Source organism: Lysobacter sp. M15 (genome assembly GCF_022662515.1).
GTDB lineage: Bacteria > Pseudomonadota > Gammaproteobacteria > Xanthomonadales > Xanthomonadaceae > JAKPBU01.
This window is the reverse complement of sequence record NZ_JAKPBV010000012.1, coordinates 132272-150908: the sequence shown is the minus strand read 5'-3', so window position 1 is coordinate 150908 and position 18637 is coordinate 132272. Positions and strand designations below refer to the sequence as shown.

Here is an 18637-nt window from a genome sequence, read left to right as displayed (position 1 = left end):
CCACCGCCGCTGGCGGCGGTGGGCCGGGTGGGGGAAGGGCCGGTCAGCGGTTCTGGGTTTCGGGCCGCGCATCGGCCGCCGGCTGCACCTTGTTGTTGATCGTCACTTCGGCGTCGTTGCGCAGCTTGAGCAGGCCGCTGGTCACGACCTGTTCGCCGGCCTTCAGGCCGTCGGTGACCGCGATCAGGTCGCCGCGGGTGGCGCCGGTCTTGATGAAGCGCTGCTTGACGATGAGCTTGTCGCCGGTCAGGGGCTTGCCCTGCATGTCCTTCTCGCCTTCGGCGCGCTTGGTCTTGGAAATCACGAACACCGCATTGCCGTACGGATTGAAGCTGACGGCAGTCTGCGGGATCACCACCACGTCGCGTTCGCCGCCCAGGTCGAAGCTCACGTGCGCGAAGCTGCCCGGGCGCAGTGCCGTATTGGGGTTCTGGAAGGTGGCCTGGGCGGTGAAGTTGCGCGTGTTCGAGTCGACAAGCGGTTCGATCGCGGTGATCCGACCCTCGAAGACCTGCCCGGGGATCGCATCGACCGTGGCGCGCACCGGAGTGCCTTCCATCACCTTGCCCATGTGTTGCTCGGGCAGGGTGAAATCGAGGTAGATCGGATTGAGCGCCTGCAGGCTCACGATCGGATCGCCGGGGTTGACGAACTGGCCCAGGTTCACCTTGCGGATGCCGAGCACGCCGGAGAACGGCGCGCGGATGGTCTTCTGCGCGATCAGCGCACGCTGGGCCTCGGCCTGGGCCTGGGCGGTGGCGGCATTGGTGGCGCGCGTCTGCGCTTCGTCCTTCGACACCAGCTGGTCCCTGGCGAGCTGCTGCCAGCGGTCGCGCTGCACGGCGGCGAGCTTTGCGGCGGCCTCGAGCGAGCGCAGGGTGGCTTCCTCGTTGGCCGTGTTGAGCCGCAGCAGCACGTCGCCCGCCTGCACCGGCTGACCGGCTTCGAACTCGAGCGAGCGCACCACGCCACCGGCCTCGGTGGTGACATCGGTGCCGTTGATCGCCACGAAGGTGCCCACCGCTTCGGCGTCGTCGCTCCAACGCTGGGTCTTGGCCACGTAGGAACTCACCGCCACCGCCGGCTGCGGCATGTTGTCGAAGAACGTGTTCATGCCGGCGCTCATCATGGCCTTGACACCGAACACGCCGCCGAACACCACCAGGGCGCCGATCAGCATCCAGATCATGCGTTTGCGCGTGGAAGCGGGGCGCTTGGGCTTGGGGGTGGACATGCGGGGGATCCTTGGAATCGTCGTTCGAACGGAAGGGGGTGTGCGCTGGCTGCCGCTGGAGCCTGACTTCCGGCACGGGCGGGATGGGGCGTCAAAGCTAGACTGCGCAGTATAGTAATTCTTCGCGAACGGAAACATCCATGCGCGCACGCACCGCGGTCGTCCTCAGCCTGGCCCTGGCGCTGCTCGCCGCATGTTCCGGCGAAGACAAGGCTGCGGGGGCAGGCGGGCAGACGCCAGCGCCAGAAGTCGGGGTGGTGACGCTGCAGCCCGCGGACGTGGCCATCACCAAGGATCTGGTCGGGCGTCTTGCCCCGTTCCGCAGCGCGGATGTGCGCGCCCGCGTGGCCGGGATCCTGCAGCGTCGGGTCTACGAGGAAGGCAGCGACGTCCGCAAGGGCCAGCTGCTGTTCGTGATCGATCCTGCGCCGCTGCAGGCGGCGCTGTCGCAGAGCCAGGGCGCGCTGGCCCAGGCGCAGGCGAGCTACGTCAACGCGAAGGCGGCTGCCGACCGTGCGCGTGGTCTGCTGCCGCAGAAGTTCATCTCGCAGGCCGACTACGACAATGCGCTGGCCGCGGAACGCACGGCGTCGGCGTCGGTGCAGTCGGCGAAGGCCGCGGTGCAGTCGGCACAAATCAATCTGGGCTATGCCAGCGTGCGCGCACCGATCGATGGCCGCGCCGGCAAGCAGCAGGTGACCGAAGGCGCCCTGGTCGGGGAGGGCAGCGCGACCCTGCTGACCACGGTCGACCAGATCGACCCGCTGTACGTGAATTTCTCGCTTGGCGTGTCCGAGCTGGAGCAGGTTCGCAGGGGACAGGCCGCTGGCGCAGGCAGCGAATCCGACGTGCAGGTGATCCTGCCCGACGGCACGCCGTACGCGCGCATGGGCACGCTGGATTTCTCCGGCGACGTGGTCGACCCCGCCACCGGTGCGATCTCGCTGCGCGCACGCATTCCCAACCCGGACCGCAGCCTGCTGCCCGGCACCTATGTGACGCTGAAGGCCACGATGGGCGAACAGCGCGGCGTCTTCCTGGTGCCGCAGGCAGCGGTCCAGCGCGATACCAAGAGCGCCTACGTGCTGGTGGTCGGCAGGGACAGCAAGGTCGCGCGCAAGGACATCGCCGCCGAGCAGGCGCAGGGCGCGAACTGGGTCGTGAGTAGCGGCGTTGCGGCCGGAGACCAGGTGATCGTCTCCGGTGTGCAGAAGGCGCAACCCGGTCAGCCGGCCAAGGCCGTGCCCTGGAAGCCGGATACGCAACCCGCTGCGCAGCCCTCCGCGAAGCAGGACGACACGTCCGCCGCGGACGAGAGCTGAGCAACGATGTCCCGGTTCTTCATCAACCACCCGGTGTTCGCCTGGGTCATCGCGATCCTGATCACCTTGGGTGGCGTGCTCGCCATCCTCAATCTCGGGGTCGAGTCGTATCCGGAGATCGCCCCGCCGCAGGTGACGGTCAACGCGACCTATCCGGGCGCCAGCGCCGAAACCACCGAGCGCGCGGTCACCCAGGTGATCGAGCAGCAGCTCACCGGCATCGACAACCTCGAATATTTCAGCTCTTCGTCCAGCGCCAGCGGTGGCGCGTCGATCACCCTGACCTTCAGGCCGGGCACCGATCCGGACATCGCCCAGGTGCAGGTGCAAAACAAGGTCTCGCTGGCGACGCCACGGTTGCCGACCGAGGTGATCCAGCAGGGTGTGGTGGTGGCAAAGAACAGCACCGGCTTCCTGATGGTGGCGGCACTGCGATCCACCAACCCAGCCTACGACCGGGCGGCGATGTCGGACCTGATCGCCTCGCGCGTGCTCGACCAGATCGCGCGCGTCCCCGGCGTCGGCAGCACCCGGCTGTTCGGCGGCGAATACGCGATGAACATCTGGCTCAACCCCGACAAGCTGCAGGGCTATGGCCTGTCGGCCAGCCAGGTGCTCGCCGCGGTGCGCGGTCAGAACGTGCAGTTCGCGCCGGCTCGGTGGGCGCGGCCCCGTCGCCGGAGGAACAGGCCTTCACCGCCACGGTCACCGCCGAAGGACGCTACAGCACGGCCGAGCAGTTCGGCGGCATCGTCCTGCGTGCCAACAGCGATGGCACCACCGTGCGCCTGCGCGACGTGGCGCGGGTAGAGAAGGGCACCTCGGTCCACGGCTTCGACCTGCGCTGGAGCGGCATCCCCGCAGCCGGGTTCGCGGTGATCCTGGCGCCCGGCGCCAATGCGCTGGGGGTGGCCGAGGAAGTGCGCGCACGCATGGACGAGCTGCAGCAAACCTTCCCCGAAGGCGTCACCTGGTTCTCGCCGTTCGACAGCTCCACCTTCGTCCGGATCTCGATCGAGGAGGTGGTCAAGACCCTGCTCGAAGCGATCGCGCTGGTGTTCCTGGTGATGCTGATCTTCCTGCAGAACCTGCGCGCCACCATCATCCCGACCCTGGTGATCCCGGTCGCGCTGATGGGCACCTTCCTGGGCATGTACGCGTTCGGCTTCAGCATCAACCAGCTCAGCCTGTTCGGCATGGTGCTGGCGATCGGCATCGTGGTGGACGATGCGATCGTGGTGATCGAGAACGTCGAACGGATCATGACCGAGGAGGGACTCTCGCCCAAGGAAGCCACGCGCAAGGCCATGGGCCAGATCACCGGCGCGGTGGTGGCGATCACGGTGGTGCTGGCGGCGGTGTTCATCCCCAGCGCGTTCCAGGGCGGCAGCGCCGGCGCGATCTACAAGCAGTTCGCGGTGACCATCGCGATGGCGATGGGCTTCTCGGCCTTCCTCGCGCTGGGATTCACCCCGGCGCTGTGCGCGAGCATGCTCAAGCCCAGCGGCCATCACGCCTCACGCAACATCGTCTTCCGGGCCTTCAACAAGGTCTACGATCGCACCGTCAGGACCTATGTCGGCCACATCGGCAGCGCGGTCAGCCATGCCCCGCGCTGGATGCTGGTATTCGCGGTGCTGGCGGTACTGTGCGGCTTCCTGTTCATGCGCATGCCTGGCAGCTTCCTGCCGGAAGAGGACCAGGGTTATGCGCTCACGATCGTGCAGCTGCCGCCCGGTGCCACGCTGCAACGCACCCAGCGCGTGTTCGAGCAGGTGCGCGGCAGGATGGAGAAGATCGAAGGCTACGACAGCATGATGCAGGTCGTCGGCTTCAGCTTCGTCGGCCAGGGCGAGAACGTGGGCATGGCCTTCGTCCGGCTCAAGGACTGGGACGAGCGCGAGAACACCGCGACCGAGTTCATCCAGCAGGCCAACGGCGCGTTGCAGGGCATCCGCGACGCGCAGATCTTCGTGGTCAACCTGCCCACGGTGCGCGGGCTGAGCCAGTTCGGCGGGTTCGACATGTACTTGCAGGACCGCACCGGGCGGGGCCGGCAGGCCCTGGGCCAGGCGATGGGCGAACTGCTCGGCGCGGCTGGTCGCAATCCGGCGCTGGCCCAGGTACGCCCCAACACCCTGGCCGATGCACCGCAGTTCAAGCTCGAGGTCGACCGGGTGCAGGCGCAGGCCATGGGCCTGTCGGTGGGCGATATCTACAACGCGATCCAGCTGATGCTGGCTTCGGTCTACGTCAACGATTTCGTCGACGAAGGCCGGGTCAAGCGGGTCAACATGCGCGCCGACGCCCCGTTCCGCACCGGACCCGAATCGCTGTCGCGCTTCTATACCCCGAGCACGGCCACCGCCGCCGACGGCAATGCGGCGATGATCCCGCTGTCCAACGTGGTCACGGGCAGCTGGATCAGCGCGCCGCCGTCGCTGGCCCGCTACAACGGCTACTCGGCGGTCAACATCAACGGCCAGCCCGCACCCGGCCGCAGTTCGGGCGAGGCGATGGATGCGATCGCGCAGATCGTCGAGAACGACCTGCCCGACGGCTTCGGCTACGACTGGACCGGGCAGTCCTACCAGGAAATCCTGTCCGGCAGCCAGGCACCGATGCTGATGGTGCTGTCGATCCTGGTGGTGTTCCTGTGCCTGGCGGCGCTGTACGAGAGCTGGTCGGTGCCGGTCGCGGTGCTGCTGGTGGTGCCGCTGGGGGTGCTCGGCGCGGTGGCGCTGTCGCTGCTGCGCGGCTTGCCCAACGACATCTATTTCAAGATCGGCCTGATCACGGTGATCGGCCTGGCGGCCAAGAACGCGATCCTGATCGTGGAGTTCGCCATCGCCGAACGGCAACTGGGCAAGCCGTTGCGCGACGCGGTGATCGAGGCAGCCAAGTTGCGCTTCCGGCCGATCCTGATGACATCGTTCGCCTTCATCATGGGCGTGTTCCCGCTGGCGATCTCCAGCGGCGCCGGCGCCAATGCCCGCCACGCGATCGGCACCGGCGTGATCGGCGGCATGCTGTTCGCGACCTTCCTGGGGCTGCTGCTGATTCCGGTGTTCTATGTGGTGGTGCGGCGCATCCTGGGCGACAAGCTGGACGAACCGCCGCGACTGGAGGCCGATACCGCGTGAGTGCGGCCGATGGCCCGGTCGAAACCGTGCTCGCACGCTATGCGCAGGCCGTGCGGGACAAGGACGTCGATGCGTTCGCCGCGCTGTACGCCGAGGACGTGCGGGTCTTCGACATGTGGGGCGCATGGTCGCTGCACGGCATCGAGGCCTGGCGCGACATGGCCGGCAGCTGGTTCGATTCGCTCGGCGACGAACAGGTAGTCGTCACCTGGAGCGCCCTGCAGGCCAGTGTTGCCGATGCGCTCGCCATCGGCCACGCGACCCTGACCTACACCGCGGTGTCGGCCGCAGGGCAGACGCTGCGCACGCTGGATAACCGCATCACCCTGGCGCTGCGCCGGCAGGCCGGCGAGTGGGAGATCTTCCACGAGCACACGTCCGCACCCATCGCACACGAGACGCTGCAGGCGATCCTGACGCGCGACGGCGCCTGACCAACGCCCGCGTCAGGCAACAAAAAACCCGGCAGGGGGCTGCCGGGTTCCTTGTGCGCGCGGGAGAGAGAAGCGCGCGATCTGCTTGCAGACACCCGTAGGCCGGGTGCCGGTGCGGCTTAGCGGCGGGTAGCCTTCTTGGTGGCCGTCTGGGTCGCCTTTTCCACTTCGGCCGAAGCCTTGGCGGTGGCGGCCTCGAACTGGCCCTTGGCGATCTGGCCGATGGCCTCGTTGGTCTTCACGGTGCGGCCGAACACTTCCTGGCCGGCGCTGACGCTGCGCTCGACGCTCTCGCGCGCAACCTGCACGCCCTTCGGCCAAACGGCCTTGAGGCCGTCGAAATCGCGCACTTCAGCTACTTCGCTCCAGAAGGCGAAACCGGCGGCGATGTTCTCTTCGAACGTGGCCAGCTGCAGGCCGAACGCCTTCTCGGCGTTTTCCAGGGCCAGGCGGTTGATCTGGCCGGCGACGTCGGCGAACTGGCGGGTGGCGGCGTTGAACTGCGACTGCGCGCCGCTGAAAGCGGTGTTGTCGAACTGGTACATGGCGGGTCCTCTGCGGTGCCCGGCAGGGAATGCCGGTTTTGTGCGGTGCAGCATACCGGGGTCTATGTTGCGGTGCAACATTATCCGCGACCGTTCGTCGGCGGATTCAGAAGCCGTTGGGATTCAGCCGGTTAAACGCGCCCTGGGCCGCGGTAACGGCAGCCGGCGGTGCAGGTCTCGTGCACCACCACCTCGTCCAGCCCGGGCAGGGCTGGCTTCAGCCGCTCCCAGATCCACACCGCCAGGCGCTCGCTGGTGGGATTGTCCAGGCCCGGGATGTCGTTGAGGTAGTGATGGTCGAGTTGGCGATACAGCGGCTCGAAGGCGGTTTTGACGTCGGCGAAGTCCATCACCCAGCCGGTGTGCGGGTCCAGCTCGCCGGCGACATGCAGTTCGATCCGGAACGAATGCCCGTGCAGGCGCGCGCACTTATGCCCTTCGGGCACGTTGGGCAGCCGGTGTGCGGCTTCGATGGTGAAGATCTTGAAGATGTCCATGGACGACCCGGGCGGCGCCGTGCAACCGCGAAACTTGAACTCCGGCGCCCGTCCAGGACGGCGAACCGGAGCAGATGAGGCGCTGCATGGTACACGCGGCCGAAACGACCAGGCGCATGGGCGAGCATGGGCCGACGACCGTGGTTCCGCTCTGCGCGACCGGCCATGGCACCATATCGGCATGCCGGACGCTCCCGTTCTCGATCTTGCAGCGCTCCGGCGTGGCTGCGCGCATTGCTCGCTGCAGCAGCTGTGCCTGCCGGCGGGCATCAGCCAGGACGAGCTGAGGAAGCTCGACGACATCGTCCGCCGACGCCGGCCGGTGGCCCCGGGTGAACGGCTTTACCGGCTCGGCGACCCACTGAGCGCGGTGTACGTGGCCCGCGATGGCGCGTTCAAGACCGTCAGCATCAGCGAGGAGGGCGATGAGCAGATCATCGGTTTCCATCTCGCCGGGGAACTCGTCGGCCTGGACGCGCTGGCCGCAGGTACCCATCGCTGCGAGGCGGTAGCGCTGACCGCGGCCAACGTGTGCGAGGTGCCCTTCGAGCAGCTCGCCGCAGTGGCGACGCAGTTGCCCGGTCTGCAGCAGCAATTGCTGCGCATCATCGGCCAGAGCGTGGGGCGCGACCACGACCACCTGGGCATGCTGGTGCGCCGTCAGGCCGGCGAGCGCATCGCCCTGTTCCTGCACGGGCTGTCGGAGCGATATCGCAACATTGGCCTGTCGCCCACGCGGTTCAAGCTGCCCATGAGCCGCGAGGACATCGCGCGTTACCTCGGCCTGGCGCTGGAAACGGTGAGCCGCGGTTTCACCCGGCTGCAGGAGGACGGGGTGATCGAAGTCGTCGGCCGCCGGATCGACATCATCGGTCCGGAAGAGCTCGATCGACGCGCGCACAGCGCCGAGCACGACGAACCCAGGCGCCGCGGTCGCGCCTGAGCCAGCGACTAGGCCCCGCAAACGCTGGACGAACGGATTGTTCGAGGTCTTTATGCCGGCAGGCTGCGGCAGCCCAGTGCCGCGAGCACGCCGTGCAGCGCGGGCGTCTGCATCAGCAGCGGCGCGGCCAGGGTCAGCACGCCGGCGAACAGCACGCACAGGCCCATTGCGGTACGCCAGCCACCGCGCTGCAATCGTTGTCCCACGCGTGCCCCGGCCCAGGTGAGCGGCAGCATCACCGGCAGCGTGCCCAACCCGAACGCGGCCATCGTCAGTCCGCCATGCAGCGCACTGGCCTGCAGCCAGGCCGCTGCGAGCAGGGTGGTACTGAGCCCGCACGGCATCCAGCCCCACAGCACACCCAGCGCGATGCGCTTGCCCACGTTATCGGCCGGCAGGAAACGTCGCTGCAGTGGCCGCAGCCACTGCCAGAGACGTCCGCCGGAGGCGCCGAGGAAGGACAGCCGGCCGCGGCGATCGAGCAGGCGCAACGCCGCCACGATCAGCACCGCGCCCACCGCGGCGCGCAGCGCGGTTGTGAGCGGCGGCAGGCTGGCCAGATCGAGCAGGCCATGGCCGATCCCGCCCACCGCGACTCCGGCCAGGACGTAGCCGGCAATGCGGCCGAGATTGGGCTGCAGCGCCATCCACCAGCCGCCGCGCTGCTGCAGCGACAGGCCGGTGGCGATGCCGCCGCACATCGCCGCGCAGTGCGCGCCACCGAGCAGCCCGCTGAGCAGGGCGCCACCGATCACCAGCCAGTCAATCGGCATCGGCGTGCTCCGCGGCTGGCGGCGTTGGCGCGCGGTCGTCGGCGAGGATATCGATCGCCGGCGTATCGAGGTCGTCGAACTGCCCGCGCCGCACCGCCCAGGCGAATGCCCACACGGCCACGGCCAGCAGCAGCACGCTCAGCGGCACCAGCAGCAGGAGAATATTCATGCGCGCACCTGGGCAGGGGCGGCAGTGGGTACGGTGTCGGAGCGTGTGGAGCGCGCGAGCCGCAGTGCGTTGAGCGTCACCACGAGCGAAGAAGCCGTCATGCCCAATGCGGCCAGCCACGGCGTCACCAGACCCGCCACTGCCAGCGGCAGCGCGAGCAGGTTGTAGGCGAGCGCCCACGCTAGGTTCTGGCGCACGATCTGCCGGGTGCGCCGTGCCAGGCCGATCGCGGCAGGAAGGCGCATCAGCGCGGGCGAGGCGAGGACCAGATCGGCGGTGCCTTGGGCCAGCGCCGCGCCTTCGCCCATGGCGATCGATACATCCGCGCCCGCGAGCACGGGCGCATCGTTGATGCCATCGCCGACCATCGCCACCACGCGTCCCTGACGCTGCAGCTCACGTACGTAGGCCAGCTTGGTCTCGGGCGTCTGCCGCGCGTGCGCGGCGTCGATCCCCAGGCGCGCGGCCATCCGGGCAACGGCCGCGTGCCCGTCGCCGCTGGACAGGTGCAGATCGAGGCCTTCCCCGCGCAGGGCGGCCAGCGCCGCGCGGGCGTCGTCGCGCTCGCGCTCGCGCACCACGAAACGGGCGGCCGCCTGGTGGCCATCTCCGAGCCAGATCGCGCCATCGTCCTGGCGAGCGCAGGCGAATCCCGCGGTGCCGATGCGCCAGTGGATGCCATCGACCCGGCCTTCGATGCCGCGACCGGCAACGGCAACGACCTCGCTGGCGACCAGGCCATGCGCCGCGCCGTCCACGTCGAGGAACGTCCGCGCCAGCGGATGCCGGCTGTCGCGCTCCAACGCCGCGGCGATGCGCCGCGCCTGGTCGCGCTGCAGAGGCCCGAACGACTCGATTTCCGCAATCTGCGGACGGCCGTCCCCCAGGGTGCCGGTCTTGTCGAAGACGACATCGGTGGCGCGCGCGAGCCGATCCAGCGCATCGGCACGCACCGGCAGCACGCCCAGGCGGGCGAGCGCACCGTTGGCCGCGGCCAGCGCAGCGGGGATCGCCAGCGACAGCGCGCACGGGCAGCTGATCACGAGCAGGGCCAGGGTCACTTCGAACGCGCGCGACGGATCGTAGGCGCGCCATGCCAGATAGGTCGCCACGGCCGCCAGCATCAACCCGAACACGAACCACGCCGCGATCCGATCCGCCGCCCGCGCCAACGGCGGGCGATGCGCCTGCGCCTGTTCGACCAGGCGCGCGAGCTGCGATAGCCGGGTGGCGCTGCCGGTGGCGCTAACCTGGATGCGGGCAGGCCGGTCGCGGCACACCGTCCCGGCGAATACCGGCGCCCCGGCGCGCTTGTGCACCGCGTGCGATTCGCCGGTCAGCAGGGCTTCCTCGAACCAGGCCTCGCAGTCCAGCAGCACGCCGTCGGCCGGTACCGATTCGCCGGACGCGATGCGGGCGATGTCGCCTTCGGCAAGCATTTCCAGCGGCACCTGTTCGCGGCTGCCGTCGGCGCGCTCGCGCGTGGCGAAGACGGGGCGCGCACGGGCGAGGGCATCCACCTGGGCGGTGGCGATGCCACGCACCCGCTGCTCGAGCATGCGCGCGGCGAGCAGCAGGAACACGAACATCACCGCCGCGTCGTACCAGACCTGCGGACCGCCACGCAGCGTTTCGATCAGGCTGGCGAAGTAGGCGAACAGGGTGGAGCTGGCGATCAGCGTGTCCATGCCCAGGCGCCGCTGGCGAAGCTCGCGCGCCGCGCCAGCGAGGAATGGCCATCCCGCATAGAACACGACCGGCGTCGACACGAGGAAGGTGACCCAGCGCAGGAAGTCGCGCATCGCCAGCGACATGTTCGCGGCTGAATCAGCGGACGCCCCGCCCCAGACCAGGGCCTCGGCGAACATCATCGCCTGCACCGCGCCCAGCCCCGCGACTCCCAGGCGCAGCAGCCAGCGATTGCGCTCGCTGCGGCGTGCGCGCTCGCGCGCCTCGCCGGTGGCGAGGTACGGCTGGTAACCGAGCGCGATCAGCCGGCGCAGCGGCGCGGACAGTCGCGTGCGCGCCGGATCCCAGGCGATGCGGATCCGCCCCGTGACCGCGTTCGCGCTGGCTTCGAGCACGCCGGGTTCGCGCGCCAGCGCGCGATCGATGAGCCAGGCGCAGGCGGCGCAGCGCATGCCGTCGGCAAGCAGGGTCAGCTCGCACCCGCCGGGGATCGCGCGCGCATGCGCGGCCAGTATTTCCTCGCGATCCCACAGTTCAAGGCCGGCATCGTCGGCGGACACGCGCATGCCCGGTTCGCTGCGCAGGCGGTAGTAGTCGCCCAGCTGCGCATCGCGGATCCATAGCGCCGCCGCGGCGCAGCCGTCGCAACAGAAGGCGCGTTCGGCACCGTCGATGCGTGCGTGCGCCGCAGCGGGGGGCAGCGGCTCGCCGCAGTGGAAGCAGACCCGCGCGGCGAGCGCGGCGCCGCGCGCATCGAGCAGGCTTCCGGTTGCGGAGATCGTGGCCACGTTCAGTTCCCGGCGATCGCAGGCTGCAGATAGGCCGCCCGTTGCCGGGCCGTCCAGCGCCCCTGCAGTCGCCAGCGACGGTCGGGCGGCGCAACCTGGATGTTCCAGTCGTGCGACAGGTCCACGGCGCCCTGCGCGCGCCAGCCGGTGGCGGTAGGCGCAAGCACGAAGCTGCGGTCGAGGCCGGCCTGCGACGGATGGTGCAGGGTGAGCGCGAGGGTGGCGCTGCGATCGAAACCGCCCTGCACCGGCAGCACCTCGACGGCGCCCGTGCCGCGGGTATCGGCGCGCACGATCGCGCTCAGCCGCATCTGCCGCGCCACGGCATCGGGCCCGAGGTCGGCCACCTGCACCTGGGCGGTGCGCCGGACCGTGTCGTCGACGACATCGTTGGTGCCCGAGGATCGCGAGGCCACCACCAGCATGGTGATCGTGGCGGCGATCGCCGCGACCGGAATCGCGACCACCAGCCAGACCATGGGTTCGCGCCACGCCGGGCGCTTGCCGGGTTTGGGGTCGGATCCGGAGTCGGGTGCAGTTGGGTGGATGCGGGGGCTCATCGTACGGGTCCGAAGAAACTGCTCTCGATCGCCTGGCTGGCGCTGCCATCGGCTGCGCGCACGTCGAAATGCACGGTGTGTCGGCCCGAAGCACCGGCTGGCGCGGTCACGATGAGCGGCACGGCAGCGACATCGCCGGCGGGCACGGTGATCGCGGACATCGGCTTGAGCGCGAGCCCGGCATCGTCGCTGCGCAGCTCGACCAGATAGCGCTGGGCGCGTTCGGTCTTGTTCACCAGCTTGAGCGTGTAACTGTTCTCGATGCCGCCGGCGGTCTCGCGGTACAGCGCGTTGCGATCGCGCAGGACCTCGGCGATCAGCGGCGTGCGCGTGCCCACGCCCCAGGCGAACGCGCCCAGCAGTGCCAGCAGCAGCAGCCCGTAAATGAAGACGCGTGGGCGCAGGACCCGGGTCGGTTCCCCGTCGAGCGCGTTCTGGGTGGTGTAGCGGACCAGTCCGCGGGCGAAGCCCATCTTGTCCATCACCTCGTCGCAGGCATCCACGCAGGCGCCGCAGGCGATGCATTCGTACTGCAGGCCATTTCGGATGTCGATGCCGACCGGACACACCTGCACGCAGATGGTGCAGTCGATGCAGTCGCCCAGCTGCTCGCTGGTGAAGGCCGGCAGCGGTTCGGCTTCGGTCCGGTCGAAGGTGATCGTACCCTTGGCGTGCGCGCGCGCATCCGCGGCGCTGGGGTGACGGCTCGCGCGGAACACGTAGTCGTAAGCGGTGATCTTGTCGAGCAGGCCACGCCCGCGCTGCAGCACATCGCCCAGTCCGCGCCTGCGCGGCCCACGCGGTTCGCCGCGCATCGGGTCGTAGGCGATCAGCAGGGTATTGCGGTCGAACATCGCGCTCTGGAAGCGCGCGTACGGGCACATGTACTTGCACACCTGCTCGCGCAGGAAGCCTGCATTGCCCCAGGTCGCAAATGCGTAGAACAGGACCCAGAACGTCTCCCAGCCGCTCCACGCGGGTCCAGAGCCGGCGAACGGCACCAGGCGCGCACCGAGTTCGGTGATCGGAGTGAAGAAACCGACGAAGGTGAAGCCGGTCCACAGCGCGAACACCGCCCACAGCGAGTGCTTGGCCGCCTTGCGCAGCAGCTTGCGCGCCGACCATGGCGCGGCGTCCAGCTTCATGCGCGCGTTGCGATCGCCTTCGGTCCAGCGTTCCATCCACAGGAAGGTCTCGGTCCATACCGTCTGCGGGCAGGCATACCCGCACCACAGCCGTCCGGCCAGGGCGGTGAAGAAGAACAGCGAGACGCCCGCGATGATCAGCAGCAGCGCCAGCAGCGGGAAATCCTGCGGCCAGAAGGTCAGGCCGAAGACGTGGAACTTGCGCGCCGGCAGGTCGAACAGCACCGCCTGGCGGCCGTCCCAGCGCAGCCACGGAAACGCGTAGAACATGCCCAGCAGCCAGATCACCGCCGCCGTGCGCAGGCGGTCGAAGCGGCCGTGCACGTCGCGCGGATACACCTTGCGTTCGCTGACGTAGAACGAGCCGGCCTCGTCTGCCAATGCGATGTCGATGGACTTGGTCACCGGTGTTTCCAGTTCGGCACGAAACCCGCGCTCAGCGCAGCGCGCGGTTGAAGCGGCTCGCCGGCCGCAGCAGCCACCAGGTGAACAGACTGGAAGACGCGGTCGCCAGCCAGAACATGAAGAAGCCGACCGTATAGCCCAGCCCGCGCGTCAGCGGCAGCGTGGGGAAGGTCAGGTCGCGCAGCGCCAGCGGATCGACGAAGGCGAAGAACACCATGGTCGCCACGCCCGCGGCGAAGAAGCTCGGCCACAGGATCGCGCCCAGCCGCTGCGCGAGCGGCCGGCGCGGATGGTCGAAGCCGGGCGCGGCAACGGGCGCAGCTTCCGGAACGCGCGGCGGGATCGATGCGCTCATGCGCGCCCAGCGTCCATCATCGGCCACCCGGCTGCGCGCCCGCAGCGCCGCGAGCCTGGCCCTTCGACAGCGACCAGACATAGGCCGCCGCCAGGCGCGCGCGGGTTTCGCCGAGCAGGGCGCGATGCGCGGGCATCGAGCTACGGCGGCCCGTGGCCACGGTCTGGTGCAGCGATTCCTTGCTGTCCCCGTACATCCAGTAGTCGTCGGTCAGGTCTGGTGCGCCCATGGCCGGGTTGCCCTTGCCCTCTACGCCGTGGCAGGCCACGCACACGCCCTCGTACAGCGACTTGCCCTGCGCGGCCATGTAGTCGTTGTGCAGCGAGCCCTGTGGCTGCGAAAGCGTACGTACGTAGGCCACCACGTAGTCGACGGCGTTTTCGCCGCCGATGCCGGTGAGGACCGTGCCCCATTCGGGCATCACGCCCTCGCGGCCGTCCAGCACCGTGGTGAGCACCGCGTCGGGGGTGCTGCCCCAGTGCCAGATATCGTCGGCCAGGTTGGGGTAGCCGATCGCGCCCTGCGCCGAAGAGCCGTGGCAGGTCGCACAGGTGTTGTTGAAGATCGAGCGGCCGAGCTTCAGTGCGGCCGGGTCGCCGGCCAGTTGGTCGATCGGCCGGCCCTTGTACGGTGCGAAGGTGGATTCGAGCTTCGCATCGTCGGCGGCCTTCTGCTTGTCGTGTTCGGCCTGCGACGACCAGCGTCCGTAACCGGCGAAAGCGCCGAAGCCCGGATACCAGGCCAGGTAGGCCAGCCCGAACACGATGGTGATCCAGAACAGGTTGATCCACCACTTGGGCAACGGCTTGTTGTATTCGGTGAGATCGCCGTCCCACACATGGCTGGTGTCTTCCGGAAGCGGATCCCCGGGGCGGCGCTTCGCCGTCCACCACAGCAGCCATGCGCAGCCGCCGATGTTGAGCACGATCAGCGCGATCACGTACCAGGACCAGGCGCCGCTCATCACGCATCCTCCCCGTTGCCGTCATCCAGCGGCAGGCGCGCCGCTTCCTCGAAGTCGCGGCGCCGGCGCGGGCTCCACGCCCAGGCCCATCCGGCGATGAACACCACCAGCAAGGTGGCCGTGACGATTCCCGAAACCATGGCTCAGTCTCCCCGCGGTGCCTGTTTGCCGAGCGCCTGCAGATAGGCGACCACGGCGTCGAGTTCGGTCTTGCCGGCCACGTCCTGCGCCGCCCGACCGATTTCGGCGTCGCTGTAGGGGTCGCCCAATCGCTGCAGGGCGCGCATATGCCGTGTGACCTGGTGACCGTCGAGGCCGTTCTCGGCGAGCCACGGGAACGAGGGCATGTTCGATTCGGGCACCACGTCGCGCGGATTGATCAGATGCACGCGGTGCCAGTCGTCGGAGTAGCGCCCACCCACCCGCGCCAGGTCCGGCCCGGTGCGCTTGGAGCCCCACTGGAACGGACGGTCGTAGACCGATTCGCCCGCCAGCGAGTAATGGCCGTAGCGTTCGGTTTCGAAGCGCAGCGTGCGCACCATCTGCGAGTGGCAGTTGTAGCAGCCCTCGCGTACGTAGACATCGCGTCCGGCCAGCTGCAGCGCGGGGTAGGGCTTCACCCCGGGCAGCGGTTCGATCGCCTCGGCCTGGTGCATCAGCGGCACGATCTCGGCCAGGCCGCCGAAGGCCACCACGATCGCGATCAGCCCCGCCATCAGGCCGACGTTCTTCTCGATCTTCTCGTGCGGATTCGGCTTGGTCTTGTTCTCGCTCATCTCGCTTCCTCAGGCACGCGCATCGGCCAGATCGGGGGGCAGCACCGCCTGGCCCAGGGGCACCCTCGCCGCGGCGCAGGTCTTCCATGTGTTCCACGCCATCAGCAGCATGCCGGCGACCACCAGCACGCCGCCGCCGAAGCGCACCAGGTAGTAGGGATAGGTCGCGTTGAGCGACTCGACGAAGCTGTAGGTCAGGGTGCCGTCGGCATTGGTCGCGCGCCACATGAGGCCCTGCATCACGCCCGCGATCCACATCGAGGCGATGTAGAACACCACGCCGAGCGTGTGGATCCAGAAGTGCCAGTCCACCCACTTGCTCGAGTACATGCCTTCGCGGCCCAGCAGGCGCGGCAGCAGCGCGTAGATCGAGCCGATCGAGATCATCGCCACCCAGCCGAGCGCGCCCGCATGCACGTGGCCCACGGTCCAGTCGGTGTAGTGGGAGAGCGAGTTGACCGTCTTGATCGACATCATCGGCCCCTCGAAGGTGGCGATCATGTAGAAGCTGATCGCGACGATGAGGAACTTCAGGATCGGGTCGGTGCGCAGTTTGTGCCACACCCCGGAGAGGGTCATGATCCCGTTGAGCGCGCCGCCCCACGACGGTGCCAGCAGCACCAGCGAGAACACCATGCCCACCGACTGCACCCAGTCCGGCAGAGCCGTGTAGTGCAGGTGGTGCGGACCGGCCCACATGTACACCGCGATCAGCGCCCAGAAGTGCACGATCGACAGGCGGTAGGAATAGATCGGGCGCCCTGCCTGCTTGGGCACGAAGTAATACATCATCCCGAGGAAGCCGGCGGTCAGGAAGAAGCCCACCGCGTTGTGCCCGTACCACCACTGCACCATCGCATCGACCGCGCCGCTGTAGACCGGGTACGACTTGCCCCATCCGGCCGGGATCGCGATGTTGTTGACGATGTGCAGCAGCGCCACGGCGATGATGTAGCTGCCGTAGAACCAGTTGGCGACGTAGATGTGCCTGACCCGGCGCTTGGCGATGGTGCCGAAGAACAGCACCGCGTAGGAAACCCAGACGACCGTGATCAGGTAGTCGACCGGCCATTCGAGCTCGGCGTATTCCTTGCCCTGGGTCAGGCCCATCGGCAGGGTGACGGCGGCCGCCACGATCACCGCCTGCCAGCCCCAGAACACGAATGCCGCGAGCCGGTCGCTGAGCAGGCGCACGTGGCAGGTGCGCTGGACCACGTGCAGCGAGGTGGCGAACAGCGCGCTGCCGCCGAAAGCGAAGATCACCGCATTGGTGTGCAGTGGGCGCAGGCGCCCGTAGCTGAGCCAGGGGATGCCCTCGAACAGCGTCGGCCAGTACAGCTGGGCCGCGATCAGCACGCCCACCAGCATGCCGACGATGCCCCAGACCACCGTGGCGATGGTGAACTGGAACACCACCTTGTCGTTGTAGGCGCCGAAGGCCGGCGGTGGTGCATCGCCCAGCGTCGTGCCGCTCAGGCGGTCGGATGAAATCGCGTCATTGGGAGTCATGGGCAAGGGCTCGGTTCGACGCCGCGTAGTGTTGGGTGCGGGGTCCCGGGGCTTCTTGATCCAGATCAAACTGCCCCGTTGGGAGTGCAGGCGCTGCCGTTCAATCGTGGCTTGCGCTGCCTGGACGTGTCGCCGAAGCTGCCGCCATGGCGGACATCGACAGCTTCTTCGGCCTGGCCGCCGCGCTGGGTATCGGCCTGCTGGTCGGGATCGAGCGCGAGCGGCGCAAGGGTGAGGGCGTTACGCGCGGGGCTGCGGGTGTACGCACCTTCGGTCTGATCGCGCTCGCCGGTGCGGTGGCCGAGCGCGTGGGTGGGGTCGGCATCGCGGTGGCGGGCGCGTTCACGGCCCTGGCCGCGCTGGCCAGCTATCGCGCCAGCCGGGCGCGGGACCCGGGGTTGACCACCGAAGTGGCGATGCTGGTGGTGTTCCTGCTGGGCGTGCTGGCGATGCGCGAAGTCGCGCTCGCCGCGGGGCTGGGCGTGGCGGTGACGCTGCTGCTCTCGGCCAAGTCGCGCGTGCACCGCTTCGCCCGGACCGTGCTGACCGAACAGGAACTGCACGATGCGCTGCTGCTCGCAGCCGCCGCCGCGATCGTGCTGCCGCTGCTGCCGGACCGCGCGATCGATCCCTGGCAGGTGCTCAACCTGCGCAAGCTGTGGCTGCTGGCGGTGATCGTGATGGCGATCAATGCCGCCGGCCACGTCGCCCTGCGCGCATTCGGCGCACGCACCGGCCTGCTGCTGGCGGGACTGGCGGGTGGCTTCGCCTCGAGCACCGCCACGATCGCCAGCATGGGCACGCGCGCGCGCGAACACCCGGAACTCGCGACCGCCTGTGCTGGCGCGGGCGTGGTGTCCAACGTGAGCACGATCGTGCAGCTGGCGGTGATCGCCGGCGCCCTGTCGCTACCGCTGCTCCAGGCGCTGTGGCTGCCGCTGGCCGCGGCCGGCGCGGTGATCGTTGGCTTCGCGCTGGTGGCCGCGCGGGCGACGCACAAGGTCGACGCGCAGGGCACCAGCCTGGCCGGGCGCGCGTTCGAGCCCCGGCATGCGCTGGTGTTCGTCGCCGTGGTCGCTGCGGTGATGCTGCTGTCGGCGGCCATGCTGGCCTGGTTGGGCGATGCCGGTCTGGAATGGTCGCTGGCCGCGTCCGGCCTGGCCGACGCGCATGCCGCCGCGGCTTCGGCTGCGCAGCTGGTCGCGGTGGGGCGCATCGACACGCACACCGCGGTGCCCGGCATCGCGCTCGCGCTGCTGGCCAACTCGGTGAGCAAACTGGTACTGGCCTTCCTCACCGGGGGACGCGCCTACGCACTGCGGCTCATGCCCGGGATCCTGGGCATGGTCGCGGCCTTTGCCGCGGCCGCGCGGTGGGGCTGAGTGC

17 protein-coding genes and 1 pseudogene are annotated in these 18637 nt (G+C 69.0%); 5 read left to right on the top strand and 13 right to left on the bottom strand.

The features are described 5' to 3' along the window. Nucleotides 1-43 precede the first annotated feature (43 nt). Nucleotides 44-1234: an efflux RND transporter periplasmic adaptor subunit gene (locus MC380_RS12310; protein ID WP_242101656.1), complete on the bottom strand. Its 1191-nt coding sequence runs from the start codon at nucleotides 1232-1234 to the stop codon at nucleotides 44-46. 140 nt (nucleotides 1235-1374) lie between these two features. On the opposite strand from MC380_RS12310, the gene MC380_RS12305 reads away from it, so the two are divergent. From MC380_RS12305 to MC380_RS12295, 3 genes and pseudogenes are all read left to right on the top strand, one after another. Further along, nucleotides 1375-2556, top strand: coding sequence for an efflux RND transporter periplasmic adaptor subunit (locus MC380_RS12305; RefSeq protein ID WP_242165091.1), 1182 nt, complete (start codon nucleotides 1375-1377; stop codon nucleotides 2554-2556). Nucleotides 2557-2562: 6 nt separating this feature from the next. Further along, nucleotides 2563-5699, top strand: a pseudogene (locus tag MC380_RS12300) (multidrug efflux RND transporter permease subunit). Continuing rightward, on the top strand, nucleotides 5696-6133 hold the full coding sequence (locus MC380_RS12295) for a nuclear transport factor 2 family protein (protein WP_242101653.1): 438 nt from the start codon (nucleotides 5696-5698) through the stop codon (nucleotides 6131-6133). The pseudogene MC380_RS12300 and the gene MC380_RS12295 overlap by 4 nt, the downstream one beginning before the upstream one ends. A 119-nt stretch (nucleotides 6134-6252) precedes the next feature. Here the strand turns inward: MC380_RS12295 and MC380_RS12290 are convergent, their stop codons facing one another. Both MC380_RS12290 and queD read right to left on the bottom strand, forming a co-directional pair. Next, on the bottom strand, nucleotides 6253-6678 hold the full coding sequence (locus tag MC380_RS12290; RefSeq protein ID WP_242101652.1) for a phasin family protein: 426 nt from the start codon (nucleotides 6676-6678) through the stop codon (nucleotides 6253-6255). A gap of 131 nt (nucleotides 6679-6809) precedes the next feature. Beyond that, nucleotides 6810-7175: a 6-carboxytetrahydropterin synthase QueD gene (gene queD / locus MC380_RS12285; RefSeq protein ID WP_242101651.1), complete on the bottom strand. Its 366-nt coding sequence runs from the start codon at nucleotides 7173-7175 to the stop codon at nucleotides 6810-6812. Between the two features lie 181 nt (nucleotides 7176-7356). Here queD and fnr point away from each other — a divergent pair, with 181 nt between their 5' ends. Further along, nucleotides 7357-8118 carry a fumarate/nitrate reduction transcriptional regulator Fnr gene (gene fnr / locus MC380_RS12280; protein ID WP_242101650.1) on the top strand — a complete coding sequence of 254 codons (762 nt, stop codon included), beginning with the start codon at nucleotides 7357-7359 and terminating at the stop codon, nucleotides 8116-8118. Between the two features lie 50 nt (nucleotides 8119-8168). Here fnr and MC380_RS12275 read toward each other — a convergent pair whose 3' ends face one another. From MC380_RS12275 to ccoN, 10 genes are read right to left on the bottom strand one after another with little or no spacing between them, the layout of a single operon-like run. Continuing rightward, entirely contained in the window at nucleotides 8169-8891 is a 723-nt protein-coding gene (locus MC380_RS12275; protein ID WP_242165089.1) for a sulfite exporter TauE/SafE family protein, read from the bottom strand. Then, on the bottom strand, nucleotides 8881-9060 hold the full coding sequence (ccoS, locus tag MC380_RS12270; protein WP_242101648.1) for a cbb3-type cytochrome oxidase assembly protein CcoS: 180 nt from the start codon (nucleotides 9058-9060) through the stop codon (nucleotides 8881-8883). The genes MC380_RS12275 and ccoS overlap by 11 nt, the downstream gene beginning before the upstream one ends. Beyond that, on the bottom strand, nucleotides 9057-11537 hold the full coding sequence (locus MC380_RS12265; protein WP_242165087.1) for a heavy metal translocating P-type ATPase: 2481 nt from the start codon (nucleotides 11535-11537) through the stop codon (nucleotides 9057-9059). Before MC380_RS12265 ends, ccoS begins: the two co-directional genes overlap by 4 nt. Before the next feature lie 2 nt (nucleotides 11538-11539). Beyond that, on the bottom strand, nucleotides 11540-12097 hold the full coding sequence (locus tag MC380_RS12260; protein ID WP_242165086.1) for a FixH family protein: 558 nt from the start codon (nucleotides 12095-12097) through the stop codon (nucleotides 11540-11542). Continuing rightward, on the bottom strand, nucleotides 12094-13647 hold the full coding sequence (locus MC380_RS12255; protein ID WP_242165084.1) for a 4Fe-4S dicluster domain-containing protein: 1554 nt from the start codon (nucleotides 13645-13647) through the stop codon (nucleotides 12094-12096). Before MC380_RS12255 ends, MC380_RS12260 begins: the two co-directional genes overlap by 4 nt. A 31-nt stretch (nucleotides 13648-13678) precedes the next feature. Beyond that, nucleotides 13679-14002, bottom strand: coding sequence for a hypothetical protein (locus tag MC380_RS12250; RefSeq protein ID WP_242165082.1), 324 nt, complete (start codon nucleotides 14000-14002; stop codon nucleotides 13679-13681). A 16-nt stretch (nucleotides 14003-14018) separates the two neighbouring features. After that, nucleotides 14019-14966 carry a cytochrome-c oxidase, cbb3-type subunit III gene (ccoP, locus tag MC380_RS12245; RefSeq protein WP_242165080.1) on the bottom strand — a complete coding sequence of 316 codons (948 nt, stop codon included), beginning with the start codon at nucleotides 14964-14966 and terminating at the stop codon, nucleotides 14019-14021. Then, complete coding sequence (locus MC380_RS12240) at nucleotides 14966-15106, bottom strand: cbb3-type cytochrome c oxidase subunit 3 (protein WP_242101642.1); 141 nt, start codon at nucleotides 15104-15106, stop codon at nucleotides 14966-14968. Before MC380_RS12240 ends, ccoP begins: the two co-directional genes overlap by 1 nt. A gap of 3 nt (nucleotides 15107-15109) precedes the next feature. After that, on the bottom strand, nucleotides 15110-15742 hold the full coding sequence (ccoO, locus tag MC380_RS12235; protein WP_242101641.1) for a cytochrome-c oxidase, cbb3-type subunit II: 633 nt from the start codon (nucleotides 15740-15742) through the stop codon (nucleotides 15110-15112). Between the two features lie 9 nt (nucleotides 15743-15751). Next, nucleotides 15752-17251, bottom strand: a complete 1500-nt coding sequence (gene ccoN / locus MC380_RS12230; RefSeq protein ID WP_277929949.1) for a cytochrome-c oxidase, cbb3-type subunit I — start codon at nucleotides 17249-17251, stop codon at nucleotides 15752-15754. A 146-nt stretch (nucleotides 17252-17397) separates the two neighbouring features. Between ccoN and MC380_RS12225 the strand changes: the two genes are divergently transcribed. After that, nucleotides 17398-18633: a DUF4010 domain-containing protein gene (locus MC380_RS12225; RefSeq protein ID WP_242165078.1), complete on the top strand. Its 1236-nt coding sequence runs from the start codon at nucleotides 17398-17400 to the stop codon at nucleotides 18631-18633. Nucleotides 18634-18637: the final 4 nt, after the last annotated feature.

Bases quoted from the DNA above. Each gene is read 5' to 3' on its own strand.
- MC380_RS12310 (WP_242101656.1), bottom strand. From the start codon at position 1,234: ATGTCCACCCCCAAGCCCAAGCGCCCCGCTTCCACGCGCAAACGCATG.
- MC380_RS12305 (WP_242165091.1), top strand. From the start codon at position 1,375: ATGCGCGCACGCACCGCGGTCGTCCTCAGCCTGGCCCTGGCGCTGCTC.
- MC380_RS12290 (WP_242101652.1), bottom strand. From the start codon at position 6,678: ATGTACCAGTTCGACAACACCGCTTTCAGCGGCGCGCAGTCGCAGTTC.
- queD (WP_242101651.1), bottom strand. From the start codon at position 7,175: ATGGACATCTTCAAGATCTTCACCATCGAAGCCGCACACCGGCTGCCC.
- fnr (WP_242101650.1), top strand. From the start codon at position 7,357: ATGCCGGACGCTCCCGTTCTCGATCTTGCAGCGCTCCGGCGTGGCTGC.
- MC380_RS12275 (WP_242165089.1), bottom strand. From the start codon at position 8,891: ATGCCGATTGACTGGCTGGTGATCGGTGGCGCCCTGCTCAGCGGGCTG.
- ccoS (WP_242101648.1), bottom strand. From the start codon at position 9,060: ATGAATATTCTCCTGCTGCTGGTGCCGCTGAGCGTGCTGCTGCTGGCC.
- MC380_RS12260 (WP_242165086.1), bottom strand. From the start codon at position 12,097: ATGAGCCCCCGCATCCACCCAACTGCACCCGACTCCGGATCCGACCCC.
- MC380_RS12250 (WP_242165082.1), bottom strand. From the start codon at position 14,002: ATGAGCGCATCGATCCCGCCGCGCGTTCCGGAAGCTGCGCCCGTTGCC.
- ccoP (WP_242165080.1), bottom strand. From the start codon at position 14,966: ATGAGCGGCGCCTGGTCCTGGTACGTGATCGCGCTGATCGTGCTCAAC.
- MC380_RS12240 (WP_242101642.1), bottom strand. From the start codon at position 15,106: ATGGTTTCGGGAATCGTCACGGCCACCTTGCTGGTGGTGTTCATCGCC.
- ccoO (WP_242101641.1), bottom strand. From the start codon at position 15,742: ATGAGCGAGAACAAGACCAAGCCGAATCCGCACGAGAAGATCGAGAAG.
- ccoN (WP_277929949.1), bottom strand. From the start codon at position 17,251: ATGACTCCCAATGACGCGATTTCATCCGACCGCCTGAGCGGCACGACG.
- MC380_RS12225 (WP_242165078.1), top strand. From the start codon at position 17,398: ATGGCGGACATCGACAGCTTCTTCGGCCTGGCCGCCGCGCTGGGTATC.